Below are 25293 nucleotides of genomic sequence, written 5' to 3' on the forward strand. Positions count from 1 at the left end.
GCCCCAGCCGGTTAGTTTCGCGTTGCATACCAGGCAAAGGAGGTATGGCTGGACGCCCCACCGCTCAGGGGGATTCACCACCATTGGGAAGATAAAATTATTCATGACGCCAGACAACGTTCGCTGATGGCTTTTCAGAATCAGATATTTAAATACGCAAAAACCGGGCATTACACCCGGTTACTCTCACTATCTGAACAAATCCTACGCGCTCAAACCACGATGTTCCAGCATTGGAGCCATTCGTGGGTCGCGCCCGCTCCACTGGCGATAAAGCTCAGCTAAATCACTACTGTTCCCGCAAGATAAAATCGCTTCGCGGAATTTCTGCCCATTTTCACGCGTTAATCCGCCCTGCTCCACAAACCACTGATAGCCGTCATCGGCCAGCATTTGCGTCCACAAATAGGCGTAATAACCTGCGGCATAACCCCCGCCGAAGATATGGGCAAAGTAACTGCTGCGATAACGCGGTGGCACGGCTTTAAGGTCCAAATCTTCCGCCGCCAGTGCCTGCTGTTCAAATTGATCGACCGAGCGAGATGAGTCACTCACATCCAGGGAGTGCCAGCGCATATCCAGCAATGCGGCGCTGAGCAGTTCAGTCATGTCGTAACCTTTGTTAAACAAGCTGGCCTGTTGCATTTTATCCCGTAATACCGGTGGCATTTGCTCCCCGGTATCAACATGACGCGCAAAACGGGCAAAGACCTGCGGATGACTCGCCCAGTGTTCGTTAATCTGCGATGGAAACTCGACAAAATCACGCGGAGTGTTAGTCCCTGAGAGCGTGGCATAACGCTGAGTGGCGAAAAGGCCGTGCAACGTATGTCCAAACTCATGAAATAACGTAATAACATCATCCCACAGCAGCAAGGCGGGTTGGCCCTGAGCGGGTTTCTGATAGTTGCAGACGTTGTAAATCACCGGTCTGGTTTCGTTTAGCCGCGATTGCTCAACAAAATTGCCCATCCAGGCACCGCCGCTTTTTGATTCCCGGGCAAAGAAATCACCATAAAATAACGCCAGTCCTACGCCATCATGATCGAATATTTCCCATACCCGTACATCGGGGTGATAAACCGGAATGTCGAAACGCTCGATAAACTTGATGCCAAACAGTTGATTAGCCGTCCAGAAAACCCCCTCGTTCAGCACCGTATCCAGAGCAAAATAAGGTTTGAGCTGCAGCTCATCAAGCGCATATTTCTCACGGCGGACCTGTTCGGCATAGAATGACCAGTCCCAGGCCTCTGGGCTAAATTGCCCGTTTTCTTTAGAGATAACCTTCTGGATTTCAGCCTGCTCATCCAACGCCCGCGCTCGCGCGGCAGGAACAATCGCCCGCATGAAATTTAGTGCCGCTTCCGGCGTTTTTGCCATTTGATCGGCAATTTTCCAGGCGGCGTAATTGGCAAAACCGAGGAGTTTTGCCTGCTGCATCCGAATATCAACCAGCCGCTGAATGATCGCCCGCGTGTCGTTGGCGTCATTATTTTCGGCCCGTGTCCATGCGCGGGTGAACAGGTTTTCACGGGTCTGGCGATCGCGTAACATCGCAAGCGCCGGTTGCTGAGTCGTGTTTAGGAGCGGAATAACCCAATGCGCTTCAAGCCCTTTTTCCCTTGCTGCTTCGGCGGCAACGGTAATTTCGTCAGCGCTGAACCCGTCCAGATGCCGGACATCGTCCACCACCAAAGCACCGGACTTGTTCGCTGCCAACAGCCGTTGATTAAACTGACTGGTCAGGGTGGCGGATTCCGTGTTGAGCGCTTTCAGGCTGGCTTTATCCGCCTCATTCAGACGGGCACCAGCCAGTACAAAACGCTGGTGGACGACCTCCAACAGGCGTAATGACTCGCTATCCAGACCTGACGTACTGCGCCGTTGCCATACGGCTTCGACGCGCGCAAAAAGCGCGTCATTGAGGTAAATGTCATTGGCCAGCGCGGCAAGCTCTGCGGAAAACATTTCGTCGAGGCGCTGTATTTCATCATTAGTGTGAGCCGCCGTCATCGCGAAGAAAACGTTGGTCACGCGTGTGAGCAGCGCGCCGCTTTGTTCAAGTGCCAGCAAAGTATTTGCAAAATCAGGGATCTGTGGGTTTTGCACAATCACTTCGATCTCTGCGCGTTTTTGCCGCACGCCTTCCTCGAAAGCAGGACGATAATGCTGCACGTCTATCAGATCAAATTGCGGTGCCTGATACGGCAATGTGCTGTGGTGTAAAAAAGGATTCGTTAACGACATCTTTCACTCCTGAAAACGATTTGTTTACCAGAGTAGACTTCCCTGTAATCTACCGCAATCGCGTTAAGCAGGAATAGCTCTGAACGGAAATGACGTGCTATGGTAGTGCTACATAAAAAGCGTTGAGGAACAGTGAGATGATCGTTTTAGTAACCGGAGCAACGGCAGGTTTTGGTGAGTGCATTACGCGTCGTTTTATTGAGAATGGGCATAAAGTTATTGCCACCGGACGCCGCCAGGAGCGCCTGCAGGAGCTCAAAGACGAGCTGGGTGACCGCCTCTATACCGCACAGCTGGACGTACGTAATCGTGCATCAATAGAAGGGATGCTCGACGCCCTACCTGCTGAGTGGCGCAATATTGATGTACTGGTCAACAACGCGGGTCTGGCGCTGGGTCTTGAGCCAGCCCATAAGGCCAGCATTGAAGACTGGGAAAATATGATCGACACCAATAATAAAGGTCTGGTTTATATGACCCGTGCCGTTTTGCCAGGCATGGTTGAGCGTAACCGCGGTCACATTATCAATATCGGTTCTACCGCGGGCAGTTGGCCATACGCTGGTGGTAACGTGTACGGCGCGACCAAAGCGTTTGTTCGCCAGTTTAGCCTGAATTTACGTACTGACTTACACGGCACCGCGATTCGCGTTACCGACATTGAGCCAGGCCTGGTTGGCGGTACGGAATTCTCGAATGTGCGTTTCAAAGGCGATGACGCCAAAGCTGAAAAAGCTTACGAAAATACGACCGCGCTGACCCCGCAAGATGTCACAGAAGCGGTATGGTGGGTGGCGTCCTTACCTGCTCATGTCAACATTAACACCCTTGAAATGATGCCTGTCACACAGTCATTTGCAGGACTGAGTATTCATCGGAGCTAATTTCACTGCCCGGCCTTGTGCCGGGTATAGATAGCCTGAAATAAGTGATAAGATCTCTGGGTTAACTCTCTAAAAAGTAATAATGAATGACCGAAGAAACGCAGCTCAACCCTACACAGCCGGTAAATCAACAGATCTACCGTATTCTTCGTCGCGATATCGTGCACTGTCTGATTGCACCCGGTACACCGTTGTCGGAGAAAGAGGTTTCCGTACGCTTTAATGTGTCCCGCCAGCCGGTACGAGAAGCATTCATCAAACTGGCAGAAAACGGCCTGATTCAAATTCGCCCGCAGCGTGGCAGTTACGTGAACAAAATTTCGCTGTCGCAAGTACAAAATGGCTGTTTTGTACGCCAGGCAATTGAATGTGCCGTAGTTCGCCGCGCCGCAGCATTGATCACCGATAAACAGAGCTATCAGCTCGAACAGAATCTGCATCAGCAACGTATTGCGATTGACCGAAAACAAATTAATGATTTCTTTCAGCTCGATGACGAATTTCATCAGAAACTGGCTTTAATCGCCGAGTGTCAGCTCGCCTGGGATACCGTCGAAAATATAAAGGCCACGATTGACCGCGTTCGCTATATGAGTCTGGATCATATCTCTCCGCCAGAAATGCTGCTGCGCCAGCATCACGACATCTTTGCCGCACTTGAGAAGCATGATGGCGATGCCGTTGAGCGCGCAATGATGCTGCATCTTCAGGAAATAGGTGAGTCCGTTCAGCTTATTCGTCAGGAAAATAGCGACTGGTTCAGCGAAGATTAATATTACGCTCACCTCGCGCAGAGGTGAGTTTATTCTGCATCCCCCACTCTCCTGCACATCTGCATAAAAAAAGCTGTGATTTTGATCGAAAACAAAAAAAATCATTAACGAGAAGCGTATTTATATTGCGCCCGTTACGTGGGACTAAAAGCCCACGGGCTTTGACGGTAAGTTGGAAAGGAGAAAACACCATGAAAACATACGATCGTAACCGTAACGCAATCACCACTGGCAGCCGCGTCATGATTAGCGACACCGGACTCACAGGCCGCATTACAGCGATAGATACCGATGGCCTGACCGCTGAGCAAATTCGTCGCGGTAAAACAGTGGAAATCGAAGGGTGTGAAGGTAAATATGCCCCCCTCGAACTGATTCGTTTGGGCATGAACTAATTGGTGTGAATGCCAAAACAATGCGCCATCTGGCCCGTTTACAGCCAGATGGCGAGCTAAATCGATGCTTTTCGTTACTTCAGTTTTGCAACATACTTCGCAACTGTTGTCTTTGCCCCTTCAGCCACTAAAGCAAGATATGCTTGTGTAACCTTGTTTTTGAATAATTCGACCTGCGGCAGTTCACGACCAAAAATAGCATCGATCGCCAGCAGCGCCCGAACACGATCTTCGCCCTCGTTACTACTACGCACCGCATTCTGGATCACTGGCAACAACGGATCGCTAATTTCAATCGCCTGGCCCTGCTCATCAACACCGCCGACGTAGCGCATCCAGCCAGCCACACCCAGCGCCAGTAGATCAAAGTGACTGCCGTTTACAATGTGCCAACGAACGGAATCAAGCATACGCTGAGGCAATTTTTGACTGCCGTCCATAGCGATCTGCCAGGTTCGATGACGCAGTGCCGGGTTGCTGTAGCGCTCAATTAACAGATCGGCATAGTGCTGTAGATCCACACCTTTAACTTTTAACGTAGGCGCTTGCTCCTGCAACATTAGCGCGCGAGCGGCAAGACGATAATTTTCATCGCCCATGCAGTCGTTAATGTGCTGATATCCCCCCAGATAACCAAGATAAGCCAGAAAAGAGTGGCTGCCGTTGAGCATGCGCAGCTTCATTTCTTCAAATGGGATGACATCTGCCACCAGCTCCGCTCCTGCTTTCTCCCACTCAGGGCGACCGGCGACAAAGTTATCTTCGATGACCCACTGACGGAATGGCTCACATGCCACGCCTGCCGGGTCGCGTACGCCAGTGATGTGTTCAATTTTGTCCAGCGTTTCTGGGGTAACCGCTGGGACAATCCGGTCAACCATAGTCGACGGGAACGTCACATGTTGCTCGATCCACGCCGCCAGTTCTTCATTCACCGCCCTCGCATACGCTGTGACAACATTGCGCATTACGTGACCGTTTTCTGGCATGTTGTCGCAAGACATCACGGTAAAGGCGCCTAAACCTGCCGCTTTGCGACGTGCCAAAGCCTCAACCACTACGCCTGGCGCAGTTTTTGGCTGTTTTGGGTTTTGCAGATCGGCGGCAATCATTGGATTGTCGAACATCAGTTGACCGGTCGCCGGAGAATGGCAGTATCCTTTCTCCGTTATGGTCAGGGAAACGATCGCGACCTGCGGTTCACACATCGCAGCCAGTACGCTTTCCAGACCATCAACCTGTGCATGCAGCGCTTTTTTCACCACGCCCACGACTCTTGCAGTCCAGGCATCCGCTGACATTTCCGCAACGGTATACAGGTTATCTTGCTGTTTCAGATCGGCAATTTGCTGCTCACCGCCAATCAGGTTCACTTCACAATAGCCCCAGTCACTGTCGTGATCTGCAGCCAGAATGTCAGCGTAAACACCCTGATGTGCGCGATGAAACGCGCCAAATCCCAGATGAACAATACGCGGAACCAGTTTTGTACGATCGTAGTCGGGAAGCGCAGCCTTCGCTGCCAGGAGCTTGTTTTGCATGGTATGGCCTATTTATTTATGAACTCAGGATTGTTTCAGAGTAACGCCTGTAGGGTTGTATGTTTTGACTTGCATTAAGCTTTTCTTGATTGGTATGACATCATTAGAAGATATATACCAGGATGAACGGAGCACGAGCACCTCCGTCCATGCCGTTATTTAACATCAGCTTGTCTGAGTCGCCGAGCAACGAACTTTATTCGACTGACCCACCTCTGCTGCATCCTCTAGCACACTAAGATCGCGGTCTTTCACTTCTGGCATCAACAACGCGGAAATAAGACCTATCAGTGAGTAGGCAATAACCATCACCAGAATTGGCCACCAGGAATTGGTCATGTTGCAGAAAATACCGGCCAGCACCGGACCGAAACCAACGGCAACCAACCCGCCCGCCTCTTTTGAGATTGCCATGCGAGTGAATCGGTTACGCGCACCGAACATTTCAGCCATGGTAATATTTTCTAGCGCAAATAATCCCAATACGGCAAAGTTATGAATAACAATCAGTGCCGTCATAATAATGCCAGGACTATATGTTTTATCCACGACGATTGACAGCATCGGGTAAGCCAAAAGAATTGCAGAAATATTCAGGATAATATAAGGCAAGCGACGGCCAAACTTATCAGAAAGCCAACCGAGTAGCGGTATGGTAATAAATCCAAGTATCGAACTAATCATTAACGCATCGGTAGGTATTGATTTATCAAATAACAACGTCTGAACTAAATAACCGGCAAGGAAGGTTTGGATTAACCCAGAGTTGCCCGCCTGCCCAAAGCGTAAACCAGTTGCCAGCCAAAAAGATTTACTGGTAAACATCGCCCCCAGCGTGTTTTCCGGCGAATTATTTAATGCTGGTAAATTTTCCTCGTCGTTAACTTTCTCAAATACCGGGCTTTCTTTGAGGTTCATACGTAACCAGATGGCAAAAATCATCACCACGACACTTGCCAGGAATGGAATTCGCCAACCCCAGGCTAACAGTTCTTCCCGGTCGAGAGCGAAGAACATCACTGCCCAGATGGCCGTTGCACTCAGCGTGCCACAGTTGGTTCCCATGGCAACAAGTGAAGAAATGATGCCGCGTTTGCCTTTTGGTGCATACTCGGCAAGCATAGTACCTGCACCCGAGATTTCAGCTCCCGCACCCAATCCTTGTATAATACGCAGTGTCACCAGTAATACGGGCGCAAAGATACCGATTTGCGCATACGTTGGCAGTACACCTATTAATGTTGTACAGATACCCATCATAGTGATGGTAATAAACAGCACCTTTTTACGTCCAATGCTGTCGCCCATTTTGCCAAATATAAATGCTCCAATGATACGAGCAATATATCCCGCGCCGTAGGTACCCATTGCTAAAATGAGCGCCATCGCTGCAGACTGTTCCGGGAAAAATATCTCATGGAATACCAGCGCGGCCCCCAAAGAATATAACTGGAAATCCATAAATTCGAGCGCAGTGCCCAACCATCCGGATACGGCTGCTCTGACCAGGTCCTTCGTTGATCTTTCGTGTTTTTCTTGATTCATATTGGCTATCTCTAAGAGGTAAGATGCGTACCACTTACTCGCAGTTATTTATATTATTCAGTGAATGTGAGTAAAACTTTGCAGCAGTGCTGCTGATCTTTCTCAAACAATTCAATTGCGTCGGTAACGTGGTGATAGTCAAAAGTATGGGTAATAAGTTGATTAGGATCGATGAGTTCATTGACCAACCAATCAATAACAACCGGAAATTTGTTTGCATTTAATCTTGAGGAATAGATTGAAAGTTCTTTCCCGGTAATGCCTTGTTGAACAATCTGACAAGGATCGCTGGAGAATCCCATTAAAACAATCCGCGCGGCAGGCGATGCCAGCGTTATAGCCTCCTGTAAAATGGATGGATGACAAGCGGCATCCACGATGATGGTCGGTTTTAGCCCTTTTACTGCGAGGAAATCTTGCAACGATTGCTGACTATTATTGACTGCCCAGTCTGCACCGCACTGCTTCGCCATGCTCAGGCGCTCATCGATTCTGTCGGCGATCACTACGGTTTTAACGTTATAGACACGTTTAAGCGCCTGTACGGTAGTCAGCCCCATAGGGCCTGCGCCATAAATCAGAGCCGTATCGTTTTCTGTCGGATTGATTTGCCCGGTTACGTTTGCGGCAATGGTAAAAGGTTCAACCATAACGGCATGCTCATCGGACACGATATCGGGGATGGTCCAGGCATTTTTCGCCGGCACGACAGCGTACTCGCTGAAACCACCATCTCGATGAACGCCCAGCACCACCAGCGATGTGCAAACGTTAGGTTTACCAACCGAACAGGGATAACAATGTCCACAACTGATGACCGGATCAACGGATACCCGCTCACCCATTCGCGAACGCTCAACACCGTCGCCTACCGCATCAATCACACCAAAAAACTCGTGGCCAATCACGCGCGGGTATTGTGCAAAGGGATTGTGTCCGCGATAAATATGGCTATCGGAACCACAAATTCCCGCCAGTTTTACCTTTACCCGGACTTCGCCTGCTGAGGGTTCAGGTATAGTTCGCTCAGCAATATTCAGCGTATTCGGTTTTTCAATCACAATACTTTTCATCGCAAATCACTCCTTACCAGTTCCACAGCGTGCCATCTTCCAGGCGGGCTACAGGCAAATATGCAGGGTCATACGGATATTTCGCCGCCAGTTTTTCGTCAAACTCGATCCCAAGTCCCGGTTTGTCTCCCGGATGCATGTAGCCGTTATCAAAGGTCCAGTTATGCGGGAACACTTCCAGCATCTGTTCCGAATACCCCATATATTCCTGTACACCGAAGTTAGGCACCCACAGATCAAAGTGCAACGCGGCGGCCATGCACACGGGTGACAGATCGGAAGGTCCATGCGAGCCTGTGCGAACCTGATACAGCGAAGCAAAATCGGCAATCCGACGCATACCGGTGATCCCCCCCGCATGGGTGATGGTGGTGCGGATGTAGTCGATCAATTGTTCTTCGATAAGCTGTTTGCAGTCCCAGATGCTATTAAACACTTCCCCGACCGCAATCGGCGTGACCGTATGCTGGCGGATCAGGCGGAAGCACTCCTGGTTTTCAGCTGGGGTTGGATCTTCCATCCAAAACAAACGATACTGCTCAATGCTTTTGCCAAAACGGGCCGCTTCAATTGGCGTCAGACGGTGATGCATGTCGTGCAGAAGATGTTCGTTGAAGCCGAATTTATCGCGCACCGCTTCAAACAGTTTTGGCGTGAAATCGAGATATTTCTCCGTTGACCATAACTGTTCTTCCGGCCATTGCCCTTTGGTCGCGGGTTCATAGGCCAGTCCTTTACCTTTCGACATCCCGTAAGTGGTTTTCATGCCAGGTACGCCGCACTGCACACGAATCGCTTTAAAGCCCATCTCTTTATGACGCGCATAATCTTCCAGTACCTCATCGACGGTATGGCCTGTGGTGTGACAATAAACCATGACCCCTTCACGCGACGCGCCGCCGAGTAGCTGGTACAACGGCATATTGGCCGCTTTCGCTTTGATATCCCACAATGCCATATCCACTGCGGAAATCGCCGACATGGTGACTGGACCACGACGCCAGTACGCACCTTTGTAGAAAAACTGCCAGATGTCCTCAATTCGATGCGCGTCGCGACCAATCAACTGCGGGCACACATGATCTTTCAGGTAGGACGCCACGGATAACTCGCGTCCGTTTAATGTGGCATCACCCAGCCCGGTGATCCCATCTTCTGTCGTAATTTTTAACGTCACGAAATTACGCCCCGGACAGGTGACAAAAACTTCAGCCCCGACAATCTTCATTTCTTGTTCCTTACATCTGTTCTTGAGATGCAGGAAATTTACCCAACTGAGCTACTACCATACAAGTATAACGATCAAAAAAGCGCTTCTTGATCACAAAAAAGGCGCTATGCGCGCCCCCATCCAGCCACAATGATCAGCATGCCGCACAACGCCACAAGCGCCCCCGACCAGTCGTACAGGCTGAGTTTTACGCCGTCGACGATGCGTAGCCATAGCAGCGCGGTTACCACGTAAACCCCGCCATAGGCTGCATAGACACGCCCGCTTGCTGCCGGGTGCAGCGTCAGAAACCAGACGAATAATGCCAGTGCCCCCCCTGCGGGGATCAGCAGCCAGGCCGTAGCGCCTCGCTTAAGCCAGAGCCAGGGTAAAAAGCAGCCAATGATTTCGCATAGCGCGGTGACGAAGAAAAGCAATGTGGTCTTAAGCATTGATGTTATTCAGTTACCTTCGGTTTAACCATGATACGACAGAATATCATCAGCGTATCCATATCCGCTGAGTGGGTATGCCCACGAAACGTAATAGTGTAGAATTTAACCCTGTTTTACGATTTATCCCCTTTCCCATAAAAGGAATTCGCCATGAATATTACACTGACCAAACGCCTGTGCCTGACGGCTATGCTGACGCTGGCGGCGGCTGTGTACACCTCTTCCGCATTTGCTGAAACCAGTAAACTGGTCATTGAGTCCGGGGACAGTGCGCAGAGTCGTCAACAGGCTGCAATGGAAAAGGAACAATGGAACGATACGCGTCAGCTACGCCAGAAAGTCAATAAACGTGTAGAGAAAGAGTGGGACAAAACCGACGCCGCCTTCGATAGCCGTGATAAGTGCGAACAAAGCGCTAATATTAATGCGTACTGGGAACCCAACACCCTGCGCTGCCTTGACCGCCGCACAGGCCGCACCGTTGCCCCATAAACATTGCACTTTGAAGGATATTGAAAGGATACGATATGACTAGCGCCCTCAGTGTTAAGTTGCGCCCGCTGGAGCGTGAAGATTTACGATTCGTCCATCAGCTTGATAACAACGCCAGCGTAATGCGTTACTGGTTTGAAGAACCTTACGAAGCGTTTGTTGAGCTGTCAGATCTTTATGACAAGCATATCCACGACCAAAGCGAACGTCGCTTTGTTGTGGAATGCAACGGTGAAAAAGCCGGGCTGGTAGAACTGGTTGAAATTAACCATGTGCACCGCCGGGCGGAATTCCAGATCATTATCTCCCCTGATTATCAGGGTAAAGGTCTGGCAACGCGTGCGGCTAAACTGGCGATGGATTACGGCTTTACCGTACTCAATTTGTATAAGCTGTATCTGATCGTTGATAAAGAGAACGAAAAAGCTATCCACATCTACCGTAAACTCGGCTTTATGGTCGAAGGCGAACTAATTCATGAATTCTTTATCAACGGACAATACCGCAACACTATCCGCATGTGTATCTTCCAGCAGCAGTATCTGGCAGAACATAAAACGTCAGGTCCTAATTTGCTGCAACCTACCGCTCAGTAAAGACTGACTAATAGTACTCGATGGTGTTTTCAATTGAGTAATGATGTTCAACTGCCGGCTTCACGCTCTCGTCAACGATAACAAGCTGGCAGTTGACCGGATTAGCATAGTCATCGTACTTGCACGTTTGTTTGACGTTGCCTACAGGACGATTGTTAAGCAGACTCACCGCGGTGTAATCCAGCTTCTTCAACGGATCAACCGAGGGTTTGGCATCAACTTGCAAGGTGTTATCGTTATTGACGGTTGTTTTACCCAGCGGGTAGCCTTCCGCATCATAGCGATATTGCACTTTCATCTCTTTGCCCGTAGCGGAAACGACAAAACCGTTATCATCGGTATCCCAAACCACACCCGCAGCAGGCAGCTCTGCCAACTGACATTTACCCTGTAAGCGGATCCGTTTTTCCAGCGTTTCGGCATCCCGGTAATAGTTAGCATCCAGGACCAGCGCCATGCCGCTATTATTTTCAATATCGTGCAATTCAAGCGTATCGAAGCACCCTTCCTGTGAGAGCGTACCAACAACGCGTTTAGTAACCTCACCTTTGTCATTGAGCAACGTCTGGCTGAAATCTTTCACCGGTCCGCGCAGCGGGTCGAAATCAAATTCATTTGAAAAACTGGCCATTTCCGGCGTAAAGGAAATCAGCCCTTTGGCGTTATCACATCCAACCAGCAAGAGGCACAGGAAACCTAACAAGGTCTGTTTCTTCACATTTTTCACCGGGATAAGAAGATAATTCTCAATCATATTAGCAAATACAGTTATTTACACCAGAAATGCTAATCTTAGTTTAAGTTGATCATAAAGGAGCTGATGATGAAAAACATACCAGGAATTGCCGCGATCATATTGGTAGTCGCTTCCCCGCAGGTTCTGGCTGCCCCGGCGTCATGTGAACGCGTAAAAAGCGATATCGAACAGCGTATCATCAATAATGGTGTGGCTGAATCCAGCTTCACGCTGAATATTGTCCCCAACGATCAGGCAGATCAGCCTGACTCACTGGTAGTCGGACATTGTGCAAACGATACGCACAAAATTCTCTATACCCGGACTAACAGTGGCAACGCCCCCGCGAATAGCACATCTTCTCAAGACGGACACGCCGCCGAACCGCAATAAATCACGCCCTCCGTGCGCGGAGGGTCACTCCAGTTTGATATGCATTAATATGCTCTACCTACAAGTGGGTAAACTCTCTCTATTATTAGCATGCTATTAATTGCGTTATAGAAATTATTATATAACGATAACAATAATGGAGTGAGTTATGTCTGAAACTGAGCAATATGGAGGCATCAGCCGCAGGGCGTTAGTGAAATCCACGGCTATCGGTTCGCTGGCGCTTGCCGCTGGCGGGCTGTCATTACCTTTCGGAATACGCACCGCCGCCGCTGCGGTACAACAAGCTATTCAACCAGCTGAAGAAAAAGTGGTTTGGGGCGCGTGTTCCGTGAACTGCGGTAGTCGTTGTGCCCTGCAACTCCATGTCAAAGATGACGAGGTTGTATGGGTGGAATCCGATACAACCGGAGACGATATTTATGGTCAGCATCAGGTTCGTGCCTGTTTGCGTGGACGATCAATCCGCCGACGGATCAATCATCCGGATCGCCTGAATTACCCAATGAAGCGGGTGGGAAAACGCGGTGAGGGAAAATTCGAACGTATAACCTGGCAGGAAGCGCTGGATACCATCAGTGACAGTTTAAAAAATACCGTGGAGAAATACGGTAATGAAGCTGTTTATATTAACTACACCTCAGGCATTGTAGGCGGCAACATTACGCGCTCCTCTCCTTATGCCTCGCTGGTCGCTCGCCTGATGAACTGCTATGGCGGATTTCTGAGCCATTATGGTACTTACAGCACCGCCCAAATCGCGGCGGCAATGCCCTATACCTACGGCTCAAATGACGGCAACAGCACGTCCGACATCGAAAACACCAAACTGGTGGTAATGTTCGGCAACAACCCTGCCGAAACGCGCATGAGCGGCGGCGGAATAACGTACTTCCTTGAACAGGCCCGGGAACGCTCTAATGCCCGGATGATCGTCATCGATCCGCGCTATACCGATACCGCAGCGGGTCGCGAAGATGAGTGGATCCCTATCCGACCGGGAACCGATGCCGCACTCGTAGCGGGACTTGCCTGGGTTATGATTAACGAAAATCTTATCGACCAGCCGTTCCTTGACAAATACTGCGTCGGTTATGATGAGAAAACCCTGCCCTCCGATGCGCCAGCAAACGGACATTACAAAGCTTATATTCTGGGGGATGGCGATGACGGCATCGCCAAAACCCCCCAATGGGCATCCCAAGTCACCGGAATCCCAGCCGATCGCATTATCAAACTGGCTCGGGAAATCGGCAGCACGAAACCGGCATATATTTGTCAGGGTTGGGGGCCGCAACGTCAGGCTAACGGCGAACTGACCTCACGCGCGATCGCGATGTTGCCTATCCTGACTGGCAACGTCGGCATCAATGGCGGCAATAGCGGTGCACGAGAATCAACCTATACCATCACAATTGAGCGTATGCCGCTGCCAGATAATCCCATTAAGACCCAGATATCCTGCTTTAGCTGGACTGACGCCATCGCCCGGGGTCCGGAAATGACCGCTACCCGCGATGGCGTGCGTGGGAAAGAAAAGCTCGATGTGCCGATTAAATTTATCTGGAACTATGCGGGAAACACCATCACCAATCAGCACTCAGATATCAATAAAACGCATGCTATCCTGCAGGACGATACAAAGTGCGAAATGATAGTGGTCATTGAGAACTTCATGACATCCTCGGCCAAATATGCCGATATCCTGCTGCCTGATTTAATGACTGTGGAGCAGGAAGACATCATTCCTAACGACTATGCGGGCAATATGGGATACCTCATTTTCATTCAGCCAGCAACCTCACCTAAGTTCGAGCGCAAACCGATCTACTGGATCATGAGTGAAGTGGCAAAACGTCTTGGAGATGATGTCTATCAACGTTTTACCGAAGGCCGTACTCAGGAACAGTGGCTCCAGTATCTGTATGCCAAAATGCTGGCCAAAGATCCTGCCCTCCCTTCTTATGACGCGCTTAAAAAAATGGGGATCTATAAACGTAAAGATCCTAATGGCCACTTTGTCGCCTATAAAAAATTCCGCGACGATCCACAGGCCAATCCGCTCAAAACACCGTCCGGAAAGATTGAAATATATTCCAGCCGACTGGCGAAAATTGCCAACACCTGGGAACTGCAAAAGGATGAAGTGATCAGTCCGCTTCCCATTTACGCGTCCACCTTTGAAGGGTGGGATGATCCGAAACGCAGTTCATTTCCGCTCCAGCTGTTTGGTTTCCACTACAAATCCCGTACGCACTCCAGCTACGGCAATATCGATGTTCTCCAGACATCTTGCCGTCAGGAAGTGTGGATCAACCCCGTCGATGCCCAAAAACGAGGCATTGCAAATGGCGATATGGTTCGAGTCTTTAACGATCGCGGTGAAGTACGTATCCCGGCAAAAGTAACGCCACGAATCCTACCCGGCGTAAGCGCAATGGGCCAGGGCGCATGGCATGATGCCGATATGGCTGGCGATAAAATTGATCACGGCGCCTGCGTCAACACGCTGACAACTCAGCGTCCGTCGCCGTTGGCAAAAGGCAATCCACAGCACACTAACCTGGTCGAGATCGAGAAGGTTTAAGGACTAACCCATGACAACTCAGTATGGATTTTTTATTGATTCCAGTCGTTGCACCGGCTGCAAAACCTGCGAACTGGCCTGCAAAGACTACAAGGATCTCACGCCCGACGTCAGTTTCCGCCGGATTTATGAATACGCCGGGGGAGACTGGCAGGAAGACAACGGCGTCTGGCGACAGAACGTTTTCGCCTACTACCTCTCCATTGCCTGTAACCACTGCGAAGATCCGGCCTGCACCAAGGTTTGCCCCAGCGAGGCTATGCATAAACGTGAAGATGGTTTTGTGGTGGTGGATGAAGACGTGTGTATTGGCTGTCGTTACTGCCACATGGCCTGCCCGTACGGCGCACCACAGTACAATGCCGCCAAAGGGCATATGACCAAGTGCGACGGCTGCCACGATCGCGTCGCCGACGGCAAAAAGCCCGTCTGTGTCGAATCCTGTCCGCTGCGCGCGCTGGACTTTGGTCCCATTGATGAGCTGCGCAAAAAACACGGTGAGCTGGCGGCGGTTGCTCCGCTGCCGGGCCCGCACTTCACCAAACCGAGTATTGTAATCAAACCCAACGCCAATAGCCGCCCGACCGGGGACACCACGGGTTATCTGGCCAACCCGAAGGAGGTGTGACATGGGTAATGGATGGCATGAATGGCCGCTGGTTCTGTTTACGGTGCTCGGCCAGTGCGTGGCCGGGGCGCTGCTGGTGAGTGGTTACGGCTGGCTGACCGCTAAAGACGATGCGGTAAAACAGCGTATCGTGCGCAACATGTTTTTTCTGTGGCTGGTGATGGGCATCGCCTTTCTCGCCTCGGTGATGCATCTGGGTTCGCCGCTGCGCGCCTTTAACTCGCTGAACAGAGTCGGCGCATCGGCGCTGAGTAACGAAATCGCCAGCGGGTCGCTGTTTTTCGCCGTCGGTGGCCTGTGGTGGCTGGTGGCGTTTCTCGGTAAAATGCCTGCAGCTTTAGGTAAAATCTGGCTGCTGGCAGGCATGGTGCTGGGTCTGGTATTTGTGCTGGCGATGACCCGCGTCTATCTGATAGACACCGTCCCGACCTGGTATAATGGCTATACGACGCTGGCATTTTTTATGACGATGCTGCTCAGCGGGCCGCTGTTTGCCACCCTGCTGCTGCGGGCTGCAGGTGTTTCCTGTAGCCCTGCCAGATTCGCCGGCGTAAGCGTTCTGGCCCTGCTGGTGACCGTGGCGGTTATCGTTCTGCAGGGACTGGCGCTCGGTGAGATCCACAGTTCGGTACAAAACGCCAGCGCGCTGGTGCCCGACTACGCAAGTTTACAGGTCTGGCGTATCCTCCTGCTGGCTGCGGGTCTGGGGTGCTGGATATGTCCGCTTGTCCGTCGCAAAGAACCGTCCGTTGGCGGACTGGCGTTGGGCCTGGTTTCAGTCCTCGCCGGTGAAATCATTGGCCGCGGTTTGTTTTACGGATTACATATGACAGTCGGAATGGCTGTCGCAGGTTAACTCTCGGGTGCGGGGCAACCCGCACTGTTCAGGATTGTATGCATGACCCATTTTTCACAACGTGACAACTTCTCTACCGCAGCGCGTGTGCTGGGTGCGCTATTTTATTATGCACCTGAAAGCGCAGAAACCTCTGCATTAGTCAATGCGTTAAGAACCGAAGGCTGGCAGGTCCAGTGGCCGCTTGATCAGGCAACGCTTTCTCCGCTGGCAGAAAAACTGCAAGTCGAGGCCGATGAGCCTCTGCCGCAGGCCTGGCAGCGTCTGTTTGTCGGTCCGTATGCACTACCTTCTCCGCCCTGGGGATCCGTCTGGCTGGATCGTGAAAACGTGTTGTTTGGCGATTCCACTCTGGCATTACGCCAATGGATGCGGGAAAACGGCATCCAGTTCGCCATGCAGCAAAATGAGCCGGAAGATCACTTTGGTTCGTTGCTGTTGCTTACGGCCTGGCTTGCTGAGAACGAACGCCATACCGAATGCGAGCAGTTGCTGGCGTGGCATTTGTTCCCGTGGTCATCCCGCTTCCTTGACGTATTTATCGACAAAGCCGACCACCCGTTCTATCAGGCGCTCGGTGAGCTGGCCCGTCTGACACTGGCTAAATGGCAATCGCAGTTACTGATCCCGATAGCCAAAAAACCTCTGTTTCGCTAATTTCCTCACAGGCAGAATGCATCCTGCCTGTGGGACATCCTGTTGCGCACGCTAAGCTTTTGCTTCTGTTGCCAAATAACCGCAAAATGAAGCGTCTGCAACTTCCTTTCTGGACACTCATGCACCATTTACATGCTTATCCTGATCTGCGCGCCATGTTCCGCCGTCTGATGATTGCAGCGCTGATTGGTATTCTTGCCGCGTTAGCCGTTGCAGGATTTCGTCATGCCATGTTCTTGCTTGAATGGTTGTTCCTGAGCAACGACACCGGGAGTCTGGTCAATGCGGCAACAAGTCTTTCGCCTCTAAGACGTGCGCTGACGCCTGCATTAGGTGGTCTGGCGGCAGGTTTACTGCTTTGGGGATGGCAAAAGTTTAACCGTTTACGCCCACAGGCCCCTACCGATTATATGGAAGCCCTGCAAACCGACGGTCAATTTGACGTCAGTGCAAGCCTGGTTAAATCACTCGCCTCATTACTGGTTGTCGCCAGCGGGAGCGCCATCGGGCGCGAAGGCGCCATGATTTTACTGGCGGCGCTGGCGGCCTCCTGCTTTGCTAAACGCTTCACCCCGCGTACGGAATGGAAGTTATGGATTGCCTGTGGAGCCGCTGCCGGTATGGCTGGAGCGTACCATGCTCCACTGGCGGGCAGTTTATTTATTGCTGAAGTATTGTTTGGCACGCTGATCCTCGCATCGCTGGGACCAGTGGTGGTGTCTGCCGTCGTGGCCTTGCTCACCACCAATGTACTGAGCGATAGCAATGCGCTCCTGTATGCCGTACGATTCACGCGCGAGCTACATATGCTGGAATATGTCATGATCGTCAGTACCGGTCTGGCAGCCGGCGTTTGCGGGCCGCTGTTTATGTGGTTGATGACCGCCAGCCATAATGGTTTTTTGCGCTTAAAACTCTCCCCTCCGTGGCAACTGGCACTCGGCGGACTGATCGTTGGCCTGCTGTCGCTGCTCACGCCTGCGGTCTGGGGCAATGGCTACAGCGTAGTGCAGTCATATTTGACCGCCCCTCCGTTACTTGCCGTGGTGAGCGGGATCTTTATCTGCAAAATACTGGCAGTATTAGCCAGCAGTGGTTCCGGCGCGCCAGGCGGTGTGTTTACGCCAACGCTGTTTGTCGGTCTGTCGGTGGGCATGCTACTGGGACGGATGTGGGGATTGTGGTTACCGGGGCCGGATGAGATTGCTATTTTGCTGGGATTAACGGGTATGGCCACGCTGCTGGCAGCAACTACACATGCGCCAATAATGTCGACACTGATGGTTTGTGAAATGACCGGGGAGTACCGTCTGCTCCCCGGGTTGCTGATTGCCTGTGTGGTGGCGTCGGTGCTATCGCGAACGTTACGCCACGACTCGATCTACCGACAACACGCTGCCGAGCATTGACAGGCGGATGAACTGAGACAGCTCGCGCTGCTCTGCGCGAGGCAGATAAGGCAGTTCGCCGATAAGCGGCGCGGGTAATTTTTTGCTCAGCACATCAATGATTTCCGCATAATGCGCCAGCCCTGGATTGATACGGTTCGCGACCCAGCCGATTAACGGCAGTCCGTCGCTGGCAATCGCCTGCGCAGTAAGGATGGCATGATTAATACAGCCTTCCTGGATACCTACCACCAGCAACACCGGCAATTGTTCCTGTACCACCCACTCAGATAACGGACGCAGATCGTTCATCAGGCTCCGCCAGCCTCCTGTGCCTTCCACGACAACGTGATCGACTTTTTCACTGAGGCTTGCGAGGCCGTTAGAGAGCAGGGTGTAATTGACCGGCCCACTATGCGCTACGCTACTTTCGTCTTCACTGAGTGCAATCGGGTTGACCGCCTCGTAGGGCAGCTCGATTGTCGACACGCTTTGTAGCACCAGCGCGTCTTTGTTGCGCAGGCCTTCAGGCGTTTCTTTGCTTCCTTTGGCTACGGGCTTGTAACCCACAACACTTTTACCTCCTGACGCTAACGCTTGTAGTAATGCGCGGGAAACCACGGTCTTCCCAACAGAAGTGTCTGTACCTGTAATAAAGAAACGCTTCAGCATCACTAACTCCACCGTTATGCTTTGAAAATATAAATCAGGAAAATAAAACAGTGGAGAAAGTCTAAGGTATGGCGATAAGAATCGGCTTGAGATAGCGCAATTTTTCGTACAACAGTTAAAAAATGTTAACCCTGTAATAGACGAATCAACAAAGAACCGTTATACATCGCGTCCTTAACGAGCGCCGCACCGGCCATCGTTCCTTGATTGGTGAACTGCGTACTTTCGACGACAATATGCTGACTGTAGGCCGGAAGCGCCTGCTGACGGATGCTGTCAGCAATAGTGGGAAACAAAATATCCGCCGCTTTGCTGAACGGAGAACCAATCAATATCTTTTGCGGGTTGAACAAATTCACCATGATGGCAAGAATTCTGCCTACATGGGTTCCGACGCCGCTAATGATATCCTTCGCCAACAAATCTCCCTGTATGGCCGCCAGACACAGTGCGTCTACCGTTAACGGTTGCCCGTGTAGAGAAGAACTCATTGACTGTTTCAATCGCACCTGTGCGAGTTCCAGCACGCTGTCGACGCTGGCAATCGTTTCCAGGCAACCATGGTTGCCGCAATAGCAGCGTTTACCATAGGGATCCACCTGCGTATGCCCAATTTCAACCAGACTACTGCTGCCAGCATGCAGTAAATGACCGTCGGTGATCACCCCTGCACCCACGTTATGATCGATCACCACCTGAATGACATCGCGCGCGCCACGCGATGCATCAAAAAGTGCCTCGGCCATGGTCCAGGCGCTGATATCGTGCTGAATATACACCGGTACACCAGTATGATTTTCAAGAGCCTGCCCAAGCGGCATCTCTTTGACATCTTCGTAAAACGGCATGCGATGGACGATACCGTTTTCAGTATCAATAATACCGGGTAAGGTGATGGCGATGGAGGTTAAGCGCTCCAGCTTTTGCTGGTGGCGGATGAAAAACTGATCGACCTGGGTAATAACACGTTCCAGCAACGGGGTTTTACTGACCAGCGCCATCTCAAGACAATCTTCAACCACCAGCTTGCTGCTCAGATCGCGCAACGCCAAAAAAATCTCTCCGCGACTGATACGAATAGATAAGTAGTGCCAGGCTTCCGTTTCAACAACCAGCCCAACGGCCGGACGCCCACGGCTTCCCGCCTCCTTGATTTCCAGCTCTTGTACCAGGTGCGCCTCGAGCATTTCGCGGACAATTTTAGTAATGCTGGCAGGCGCCAATTGTGCCAGGCGAGAGAGATCAATACGCGATACCGGACCCAGCTGATCAATCAGGCGATAAACCGCGCCCGCATTGGTCTGCTTAATTTGATCGATATGCCCAGGCTGACTATCAGCAACCACCACTTACTCCCTTTATTTTCGCGCTCCGAAATAATCTGTAGACTATGGTGAAGCACTTCAATGGCTCCCGTCAAATTTTTACTTAGCCGTGTGATTTACTGCACATTTTCGCCCATTTTTAAACTAAATTAATCGTATGAACAACCGCCAGCAGTTGCTCGCGAAAGCGCTGTGCGGCGTGACTTTGTTCATGATGCTTAGGCCACACTAACCACATTTCTGAGACGGCATCTTCTTCCGCTATCGGGAGCCAACACATTTCATACAATTGCACCCGTTTAAAGGACGCGGGAAGAATGGAAACACCTAATCCTGCAGCCACCAGCCCAATGATAGTCATCGCCTCACCAACCTCCTGAGCGATAGTAGGCTTCAGTCCATAGCGACGCATCAGACCAAGAATATCGTCATACAACCCCGTCCCCACGTGTGGATCAAAAAAGACAAAGGGTTCGTTGGCCAGCTCTGCCAGCGTAACTACCGGCTTTTGCGCCAGCGGATGCGCGCGCGGGATCATCGCCATCAAGGGCTCATGCAGAATAATTTCACGCTCCAGCGTTTCCGGAAGATGCGTGTTGCGTAGTAGTCCTAAATCCAACGTTCCTTCGTTAAGCGGGGCAATTTGCTCGCGCGTATTCATTTCCCGGGTTTGCATATGGACTGCAGGGTAGCTCTGGCGGAACAGGGATAACGTATCAGAAACTGCTTTGATAAACGGCGCCGATGATGTAAAGCCGATACGCAACTCCCCTGCTTCTCCCAGATGCAAACGCTCAGCCCTGGCAGCAGCTTCATTAACCAGACTAAGGATCTGTCGGCTGTCCGCCAGAAACTGCTTGCCGGCAGACGTCAGCGCCACGCTACGGTTAGTGCGCGCCAGAAGTCGGGCACCGACCTGCTGTTCCAGGATCTGGATTTGCTGGCTAAGTGGCGGTTGCGAAATATTCAGTCGAGCCGCAGCTCGACCAAAATGCAGCTCTTCGGCAACCGCCACAAAGTAACGTAAATGACGCAATTCGATATTCATATTTTTAAAATATTATTTGAGATTATTAATATATTAGACAGAATATTGTGAGTTTCATACTCTTAAGGCTAGACCTGTAGAGGTAATTGATTGAGCAAGGATTTCAAGTGAGCCGTACAACAACTGTCGATACCGCGCCGGCAAGCGATGTTGATGCGCAGAGAGTTACCACGCCGGATGGTTTTATCAAACGTGGCACATCCCCATTTATGCGCGTCACGCTGGCGCTGTTTTCTGCCGGACTGGCAACTTTTGCTCTCCTCTATTGTGTGCAACCCATTCTGCCCGTGCTCTCACACGAGTTTGGGGTCTCTCCCGCCAGCAGCAGTATTTCGCTTTCCATCTCAACGGCGATGCTCGCCATTGGTTTATTGTTTACCGGCCCACTTTCTGATGCGATAGGTCGCAAGCCGGTAATGGTAACGGCACTCCTGCTCGCGTCCTGCTGTACGTTGCTTTCCACGATGATGACCAGCTGGCACGGTATTTTAATCATGCGCGCACTGATAGGCCTTTCGCTGAGCGGCGTGGCGGCAGTGGGTATGACCTACCTGAGTGAGGAAATTCATCCCAGCTTCGTCGCCTTTTCAATGGGTTTATATATCAGCGGTAACTCGATTGGTGGTATGAGTGGTCGTTTGATCAGCGGCGTGTTTACCGACTTCTTTAACTGGCGTATCGCGTTGGCGGCGATCGGGTGTTTTGCCCTTGCCTCCGCGCTGATGTTCTGGAAAATCTTGCCGGAATCTCGTCATTTCAGACCGACGTCGCTGCGCCCGAAGACGTTATTTATTAACTTTCGTTTGCACTGGCGCGACAGAGGGTTGCCGCTGCTGTTCGCCGAAGGTTTCTTGTTAATGGGATCTTTTGTGACGTTGTTTAACTACATCGGCTACCGTCTGATGCTCTCCCCGTGGGAACTCAGCCAGGCTGTTGTCGGCCTGCTGTCAGTGGCGTATTTGACCGGGACCTGGAGTTCGCCGAAAGCAGGTTCGATGACCACCCGCTACGGACGCGGCCCGGTAATGTTGTTTTCAACCGGCGTGATGCTGGTTGGGCTGTTGATGACCCTTTTTACATCGCTATGGCTAATTTTCGCCGGGATGCTGCTCTTTTCAGCTGGATTCTTTGCCGCGCACTCCGTGGCAAGCAGTTGGATTGGGCCACGGGCAAAACGCGCTAAAGGCCAGGCCTCTTCCTTATATCTGTTCAGTTATTATCTGGGATCCAGCATTGCTGGCACGCTGGGCGGTGTATTCTGGCACAGCTATGGCTGGAACGGCGTAGGCGGATTTATCGCCCTGATGCTGGTGCTGGCGTTGCTGGTCGGCACACGTTTACACCATCGTCTGCACGTGTAATCCTCGATGCCCGGCCTCCGGGCATCATCTTCATGAACCTGACAGTAACATCTGAGCCGCCATTTGCAGGGCAATAACCGTTCAATTCATCACTATATGCAGCATAATCGGCATCAATGCCAGGAAGTGTTATAGCCTCTCTTTACTCAGGAATATCATCGTCAGCTACTCAGTGGAGAATCCGCCAGCGGCAACGTAAAACGGAAGCAGGCCCCTGCCGATGAATTAACCAGGCTTATATCCCCCCCATGCAGCTCGAGCATTCTTCGCACAATCAGTAAGCCCAGACCACCACGTTCAGCCCGCTGCTCACGGGGAATTAACGCGGTCGGTCGCTGAAATAAGACTTCTCGTACAGCGTCCTCCACCCCAGGTCCGCTGTCCTGCACTTCCGCTAATAGGCGGTCTGCATCACACCAGACTTTCAACCATACATCGCCCCCGTCAGGCGTATGACGGATAGCATTATCCAGCAAATTCGTCACCACTCTTTCCATCATTGATAAATCGGCATTCACCAATGGCAACGGCCCCATTACTTCAAGGTGCAACTGCAAATGACGCATGGCAACGGGGAGATCAAATTTCTGCGCCACATCCTGGATAAGCTCGCCAATTGCAAAACGCTCGCGCTGCGGTTTTATACCACCATGCTCCAGTCGCGCCAGCTCAAACAACTGTTTCGACAGATGACGAACCTTATGCCCCTGGCGTAACGCGATACTCAGATAATGCCGGTTTTCATCCGGCGTCATCGTATCCGCTTTCAGCGACAGCATTTCCAGGTACCCCAGCAGCGATGTAAGCGGCGTGCGTAAATCGTGTGAGATATTGGCAATAAATTCTCTGCGCTGACGATCGCTGTCAGCCAATAAATCCCACTGCTGTGCGATTTTCTGCGCTAACTCGATAAACGCGTTGTTCAGTAAGGCAATCTCATTCGCCGGAGCCGGATCAGGATTTTTTTGTGCCAGCTGTTTAATAACGCTAATGCTGTCCTGTTCCAGTTTGACCACCTGACCGGTCAGCCTTTTCACCGGATTCGTCACCCATCGCCACACCAGGAACCCCGCGATTGCACCAGCGAATAAAACCAGAATTAACGTCCCGGCCACGGTGTTCCAAAGCGTTTTTTGCCAGGCGTTATTTGCCAGCATATTCAGGTCTTCGCCCTGGAGAATGATGTACAAATAGCCGTGCAGCTCACCGTTGAATAACACTGGCGCGGCGCTAAAAACCTTTTGCTGACTACTGCGCGGATCGTTGCCATATACAGGCAACTCGTTCGAATTAAGGAACGCTTTAATTGGTTGTACGCTAATTTTCTGTTGCTGCAGATGCCCAGGCGGGGCAGCATCAGCGAGTAATTCACCGGACGGTGAAACCAGATACAGCTCCACGCTTGGGTTGAGCGTCATCAGGTGATTGAAAAGTCCTTTTAAGGTCTGGCGATTAACTTGCCCGCTGGAGTCAATAAGTGGCTCACTTTCAACAATCTTACTCGCCAACGCCAACGAGAGCCTTTGCACCATCGCATCACCATACTGTTTACTGCTGCGGATCTGAACAGCGCTGACGGCAACCGCGCAAATCAGCATAATGGCGGTAAAGACCAGGGTCAGTCGCTGGCTCAGCGACAGGCGATAAATCATGACTGATGCTCCGCGTTAACCGCAGCAAGCTTATAGCCTCTTCCCCAAACGGTGAGAATAATTTCCGGCTCAGCCGCATCTTTTTCAATTTTGGTCCGCAGACGATTGATATGGCTGTTCACCGTATGTTCATACCCTTCATGCTGGTAGCCCCACACCTGATCTAACAGTGCCTGACGCGAAAAAACCTCTCCTGGATGACGGGCGAAAAAATAGAGCAAATCGAACTCCCGCGGCGTCAAATCGAGGGTTTTACCTTGCAGGCGGACCTCCCGGGCTAATGGATCAATCTCTACGCCATGAACGGTGATAATCCCGGCCTCCATACGCAGGTTCTGACTCATTGCCTCCTGACGGCGAAATAACGCCTTCACCCGAGCCATTAACTCCAGCACGGAGAAAGGTTTAGCTAAATAATCATCGGCGCCCATTTCCAGCCCCAGAACACGGTGCGTTTCACTGGTACGGGCGCTGATAATGATGACGGGTAGATAGAAACTCATTTGACGAATGCGACGACAAATCTCCAAGCCGTCCACTCCTGGCAGCATCAAATCGAGGATAACGGCATCCCAGACGTGCTTCTCGAGTTGCTCAAGCGCACGCGCACCATTTGCTTCATGTATAATTTCGTACCCCTCATCCTTCAGACTCAGTTGCAAAAGTGAGGCAATATCACTGTCATCTTCCACCAGAAATATCTTTTTTGCGCCAGTCATCAGTGTCATCCCCCTCTCGTCATACTGAAAGCTTACCTCAGGCAAGGGGCGGAAGTT

Annotated in this window: 24 protein-coding genes; 12 read left to right on the forward strand and 12 right to left on the reverse strand. The window is 51.3% G+C overall.

Going from position 1 to position 25293, the window contains the following annotated elements; translation table 11 throughout:
- Positions 1-204: 204 nt before the first annotated feature.
- On the reverse strand, positions 205-2250 hold the full coding sequence (gene dcp / locus OGY15_RS19120) for a peptidyl-dipeptidase Dcp (protein WP_210905059.1): 2046 nt from the start codon (positions 2248-2250) through the stop codon (positions 205-207).
- 137 nt (positions 2251-2387) lie between these two features.
- Between dcp and ydfG the strand changes: the two genes are divergently transcribed.
- The 3 genes from ydfG (at position 2388) to ydfZ (ending at position 4302) form a co-directional block, all read left to right on the forward strand.
- A complete protein-coding gene (ydfG, locus tag OGY15_RS19125; protein ID WP_151219158.1) occupies positions 2388-3134 on the forward strand; it encodes a bifunctional NADP-dependent 3-hydroxy acid dehydrogenase/3-hydroxypropionate dehydrogenase YdfG in 747 nt (248 codons plus the stop codon).
- Between the two features lie 86 nt (positions 3135-3220).
- Positions 3221-3907: a GntR family transcriptional regulator gene (locus tag OGY15_RS19130; protein ID WP_151219157.1), complete on the forward strand. Its 687-nt coding sequence runs from the start codon at positions 3221-3223 to the stop codon at positions 3905-3907.
- 191 nt (positions 3908-4098) lie between these two features.
- On the forward strand, positions 4099-4302 hold the full coding sequence (gene ydfZ, locus OGY15_RS19135) for a putative selenium delivery protein YdfZ (protein ID WP_003032393.1): 204 nt from the start codon (positions 4099-4101) through the stop codon (positions 4300-4302).
- Between the two features lie 74 nt (positions 4303-4376).
- Here the strand turns inward: ydfZ and OGY15_RS19140 are convergent, their stop codons facing one another.
- The 5 genes from OGY15_RS19140 to OGY15_RS19160 all read right to left on the reverse strand — a co-directional run bounded on the left by OGY15_RS19140 (position 4377) and on the right by OGY15_RS19160 (position 10123).
- Positions 4377-5843, reverse strand: a complete 1467-nt coding sequence (locus OGY15_RS19140) for a mannitol dehydrogenase family protein (protein WP_151219156.1) — start codon at positions 5841-5843, stop codon at positions 4377-4379.
- 165 nt (positions 5844-6008) lie between these two features.
- Positions 6009-7388 carry an MFS transporter gene (locus OGY15_RS19145; RefSeq protein WP_210905058.1) on the reverse strand — a complete coding sequence of 460 codons (1380 nt, stop codon included), beginning with the start codon at positions 7386-7388 and terminating at the stop codon, positions 6009-6011.
- A gap of 53 nt (positions 7389-7441) precedes the next feature.
- Positions 7442-8461: a Zn-dependent oxidoreductase gene (locus OGY15_RS19150; RefSeq protein WP_210905057.1), complete on the reverse strand. Its 1020-nt coding sequence runs from the start codon at positions 8459-8461 to the stop codon at positions 7442-7444.
- Positions 8462-8474: 13 nt separating this feature from the next.
- Positions 8475-9689 carry a starvation-sensing protein RspA gene (gene rspA / locus OGY15_RS19155; protein ID WP_151225436.1) on the reverse strand — a complete coding sequence of 405 codons (1215 nt, stop codon included), beginning with the start codon at positions 9687-9689 and terminating at the stop codon, positions 8475-8477.
- A gap of 107 nt (positions 9690-9796) precedes the next feature.
- Complete coding sequence (locus OGY15_RS19160) at positions 9797-10123, reverse strand: YnfA family protein (protein WP_151219153.1); 327 nt, start codon at positions 10121-10123, stop codon at positions 9797-9799.
- 153 nt (positions 10124-10276) lie between these two features.
- Between OGY15_RS19160 and OGY15_RS19165 the strand changes: the two genes are divergently transcribed.
- Positions 10277-10618, forward strand: coding sequence for a DUF1283 family protein (locus tag OGY15_RS19165; RefSeq protein WP_151219152.1), 342 nt, complete (start codon positions 10277-10279; stop codon positions 10616-10618).
- A 35-nt stretch (positions 10619-10653) separates the two neighbouring features.
- Positions 10654-11214 carry a spermidine N1-acetyltransferase gene (speG, locus tag OGY15_RS19170; RefSeq protein WP_151219151.1) on the forward strand — a complete coding sequence of 187 codons (561 nt, stop codon included), beginning with the start codon at positions 10654-10656 and terminating at the stop codon, positions 11212-11214.
- A 7-nt stretch (positions 11215-11221) separates the two neighbouring features.
- Here the strand turns inward: speG and OGY15_RS19175 are convergent, their stop codons facing one another.
- Positions 11222-11932, reverse strand: coding sequence for a YnfC family lipoprotein (locus OGY15_RS19175; RefSeq protein ID WP_151219150.1), 711 nt, complete (start codon positions 11930-11932; stop codon positions 11222-11224).
- A 102-nt stretch (positions 11933-12034) separates the two neighbouring features.
- Here OGY15_RS19175 and OGY15_RS19180 point away from each other — a divergent pair, with 102 nt between their 5' ends.
- From OGY15_RS19180 to clcB, 6 genes are all read left to right on the forward strand, one after another.
- Complete coding sequence (locus OGY15_RS19180) at positions 12035-12343, forward strand: DUF1161 domain-containing protein (protein ID WP_151219149.1); 309 nt, start codon at positions 12035-12037, stop codon at positions 12341-12343.
- A gap of 148 nt (positions 12344-12491) precedes the next feature.
- A complete protein-coding gene (gene ynfE / locus OGY15_RS19185; protein ID WP_286540676.1) occupies positions 12492-14930 on the forward strand; it encodes a selenate/tellurate reductase subunit YnfE in 2439 nt (812 codons plus the stop codon).
- 10 nt (positions 14931-14940) lie between these two features.
- Positions 14941-15558, forward strand: a complete 618-nt coding sequence (locus OGY15_RS19190; RefSeq protein ID WP_286540678.1) for a DMSO/selenate family reductase complex B subunit — start codon at positions 14941-14943, stop codon at positions 15556-15558.
- 1 nt (position 15559) lies between these two features.
- Complete coding sequence (locus OGY15_RS19195) at positions 15560-16414, forward strand: dimethyl sulfoxide reductase anchor subunit family protein (RefSeq protein ID WP_252838363.1); 855 nt, start codon at positions 15560-15562, stop codon at positions 16412-16414.
- Positions 16415-16456: 42 nt separating this feature from the next.
- Positions 16457-17071, forward strand: a complete 615-nt coding sequence (gene dmsD, locus OGY15_RS19200) for a Tat proofreading chaperone DmsD (protein ID WP_151219147.1) — start codon at positions 16457-16459, stop codon at positions 17069-17071.
- A 119-nt stretch (positions 17072-17190) separates the two neighbouring features.
- Entirely contained in the window at positions 17191-18480 is a 1290-nt protein-coding gene (gene clcB, locus OGY15_RS19205; protein ID WP_286540681.1) for a voltage-gated ClC-type chloride channel ClcB, read from the forward strand.
- Here clcB and bioD read toward each other — a convergent pair.
- From bioD to ynfL, 3 genes are all read right to left on the reverse strand, one after another.
- Positions 18436-19131, reverse strand: coding sequence for a dethiobiotin synthase (bioD, locus tag OGY15_RS19210; protein ID WP_151219145.1), 696 nt, complete (start codon positions 19129-19131; stop codon positions 18436-18438). The two genes, clcB and bioD, sit on opposite strands and share 45 nt — an antisense overlap.
- Positions 19132-19256: 125 nt before the next feature.
- Positions 19257-20477: a sugar metabolism global transcriptional regulator Mlc gene (gene mlc / locus OGY15_RS19215; protein WP_286540683.1), complete on the reverse strand. Its 1221-nt coding sequence runs from the start codon at positions 20475-20477 to the stop codon at positions 19257-19259.
- Positions 20478-20595: 118 nt separating this feature from the next.
- Positions 20596-21504, reverse strand: coding sequence for a multidrug efflux transcriptional activator YnfL/SxtR(Kp) (gene ynfL, locus OGY15_RS19220; RefSeq protein WP_151225432.1), 909 nt, complete (start codon positions 21502-21504; stop codon positions 20596-20598).
- Positions 21505-21611: 107 nt separating this feature from the next.
- Between ynfL and ynfM the strand changes: the two genes are divergently transcribed.
- Positions 21612-22865, forward strand: coding sequence for a multidrug efflux MFS transporter YnfM/SxtP(Kp) (gene ynfM / locus OGY15_RS19225; RefSeq protein WP_151219142.1), 1254 nt, complete (start codon positions 21612-21614; stop codon positions 22863-22865).
- A 161-nt stretch (positions 22866-23026) separates the two neighbouring features.
- On the opposite strand, the gene OGY15_RS19230 is transcribed toward ynfM, so the two are convergent.
- The gene (locus OGY15_RS19230) at positions 23027-24517 is read right to left on the reverse strand and encodes a sensor histidine kinase (protein ID WP_286540690.1); all 1491 of its coding nucleotides are present in this window, start codon (positions 24515-24517) and stop codon (positions 23027-23029) included.
- Positions 24514-25236, reverse strand: coding sequence for a winged helix-turn-helix domain-containing protein (locus OGY15_RS19235; RefSeq protein WP_151219495.1), 723 nt, complete (start codon positions 25234-25236; stop codon positions 24514-24516). The genes OGY15_RS19230 and OGY15_RS19235 overlap by 4 nt, the downstream gene beginning before the upstream one ends.
- Positions 25237-25293: the final 57 nt, after the last annotated feature.

The organism is Citrobacter sp. Cu231, from assembly GCF_030332265.1.
Classification (GTDB): Bacteria; Pseudomonadota; Gammaproteobacteria; order Enterobacterales; family Enterobacteriaceae; genus Citrobacter; species Citrobacter meridianamericanus.

What these genes read in the sequence shown, in the direction of transcription:
- dcp (WP_210905059.1), bottom strand. Translation starts at nt 2,250, where the DNA reads ATGTCGTTAACGAATCCTTTTTTACACCACAGCACATTGCCGTATCAG.
- ydfG (WP_151219158.1), top strand. Translation starts at nt 2,388, where the DNA reads ATGATCGTTTTAGTAACCGGAGCAACGGCAGGTTTTGGTGAGTGCATT.
- OGY15_RS19130 (WP_151219157.1), top strand. Translation starts at nt 3,221, where the DNA reads ATGACCGAAGAAACGCAGCTCAACCCTACACAGCCGGTAAATCAACAG.
- ydfZ (WP_003032393.1), top strand. Translation starts at nt 4,099, where the DNA reads ATGAAAACATACGATCGTAACCGTAACGCAATCACCACTGGCAGCCGC.
- OGY15_RS19140 (WP_151219156.1), bottom strand. Translation starts at nt 5,843, where the DNA reads ATGCAAAACAAGCTCCTGGCAGCGAAGGCTGCGCTTCCCGACTACGAT.
- OGY15_RS19145 (WP_210905058.1), bottom strand. Translation starts at nt 7,388, where the DNA reads ATGAATCAAGAAAAACACGAAAGATCAACGAAGGACCTGGTCAGAGCA.
- OGY15_RS19150 (WP_210905057.1), bottom strand. Translation starts at nt 8,461, where the DNA reads ATGAAAAGTATTGTGATTGAAAAACCGAATACGCTGAATATTGCTGAG.
- rspA (WP_151225436.1), bottom strand. Translation starts at nt 9,689, where the DNA reads ATGAAGATTGTCGGGGCTGAAGTTTTTGTCACCTGTCCGGGGCGTAAT.
- OGY15_RS19160 (WP_151219153.1), bottom strand. Translation starts at nt 10,123, where the DNA reads ATGCTTAAGACCACATTGCTTTTCTTCGTCACCGCGCTATGCGAAATC.
- OGY15_RS19165 (WP_151219152.1), top strand. Translation starts at nt 10,277, where the DNA reads ATGAATATTACACTGACCAAACGCCTGTGCCTGACGGCTATGCTGACG.
- speG (WP_151219151.1), top strand. Translation starts at nt 10,654, where the DNA reads ATGACTAGCGCCCTCAGTGTTAAGTTGCGCCCGCTGGAGCGTGAAGAT.
- OGY15_RS19180 (WP_151219149.1), top strand. Translation starts at nt 12,035, where the DNA reads ATGATGAAAAACATACCAGGAATTGCCGCGATCATATTGGTAGTCGCT.
- ynfE (WP_286540676.1), top strand. Translation starts at nt 12,492, where the DNA reads ATGTCTGAAACTGAGCAATATGGAGGCATCAGCCGCAGGGCGTTAGTG.
- OGY15_RS19190 (WP_286540678.1), top strand. Translation starts at nt 14,941, where the DNA reads ATGACAACTCAGTATGGATTTTTTATTGATTCCAGTCGTTGCACCGGC.
- OGY15_RS19195 (WP_252838363.1), top strand. Translation starts at nt 15,560, where the DNA reads ATGGGTAATGGATGGCATGAATGGCCGCTGGTTCTGTTTACGGTGCTC.
- dmsD (WP_151219147.1), top strand. Translation starts at nt 16,457, where the DNA reads ATGACCCATTTTTCACAACGTGACAACTTCTCTACCGCAGCGCGTGTG.
- clcB (WP_286540681.1), top strand. Translation starts at nt 17,191, where the DNA reads ATGCACCATTTACATGCTTATCCTGATCTGCGCGCCATGTTCCGCCGT.
- bioD (WP_151219145.1), bottom strand. Translation starts at nt 19,131, where the DNA reads ATGCTGAAGCGTTTCTTTATTACAGGTACAGACACTTCTGTTGGGAAG.
- ynfL (WP_151225432.1), bottom strand. Translation starts at nt 21,504, where the DNA reads ATGAATATCGAATTGCGTCATTTACGTTACTTTGTGGCGGTTGCCGAA.
- OGY15_RS19230 (WP_286540690.1), bottom strand. Translation starts at nt 24,517, where the DNA reads ATGATTTATCGCCTGTCGCTGAGCCAGCGACTGACCCTGGTCTTTACC.
- OGY15_RS19235 (WP_151219495.1), bottom strand. Translation starts at nt 25,236, where the DNA reads ATGACTGGCGCAAAAAAGATATTTCTGGTGGAAGATGACAGTGATATT.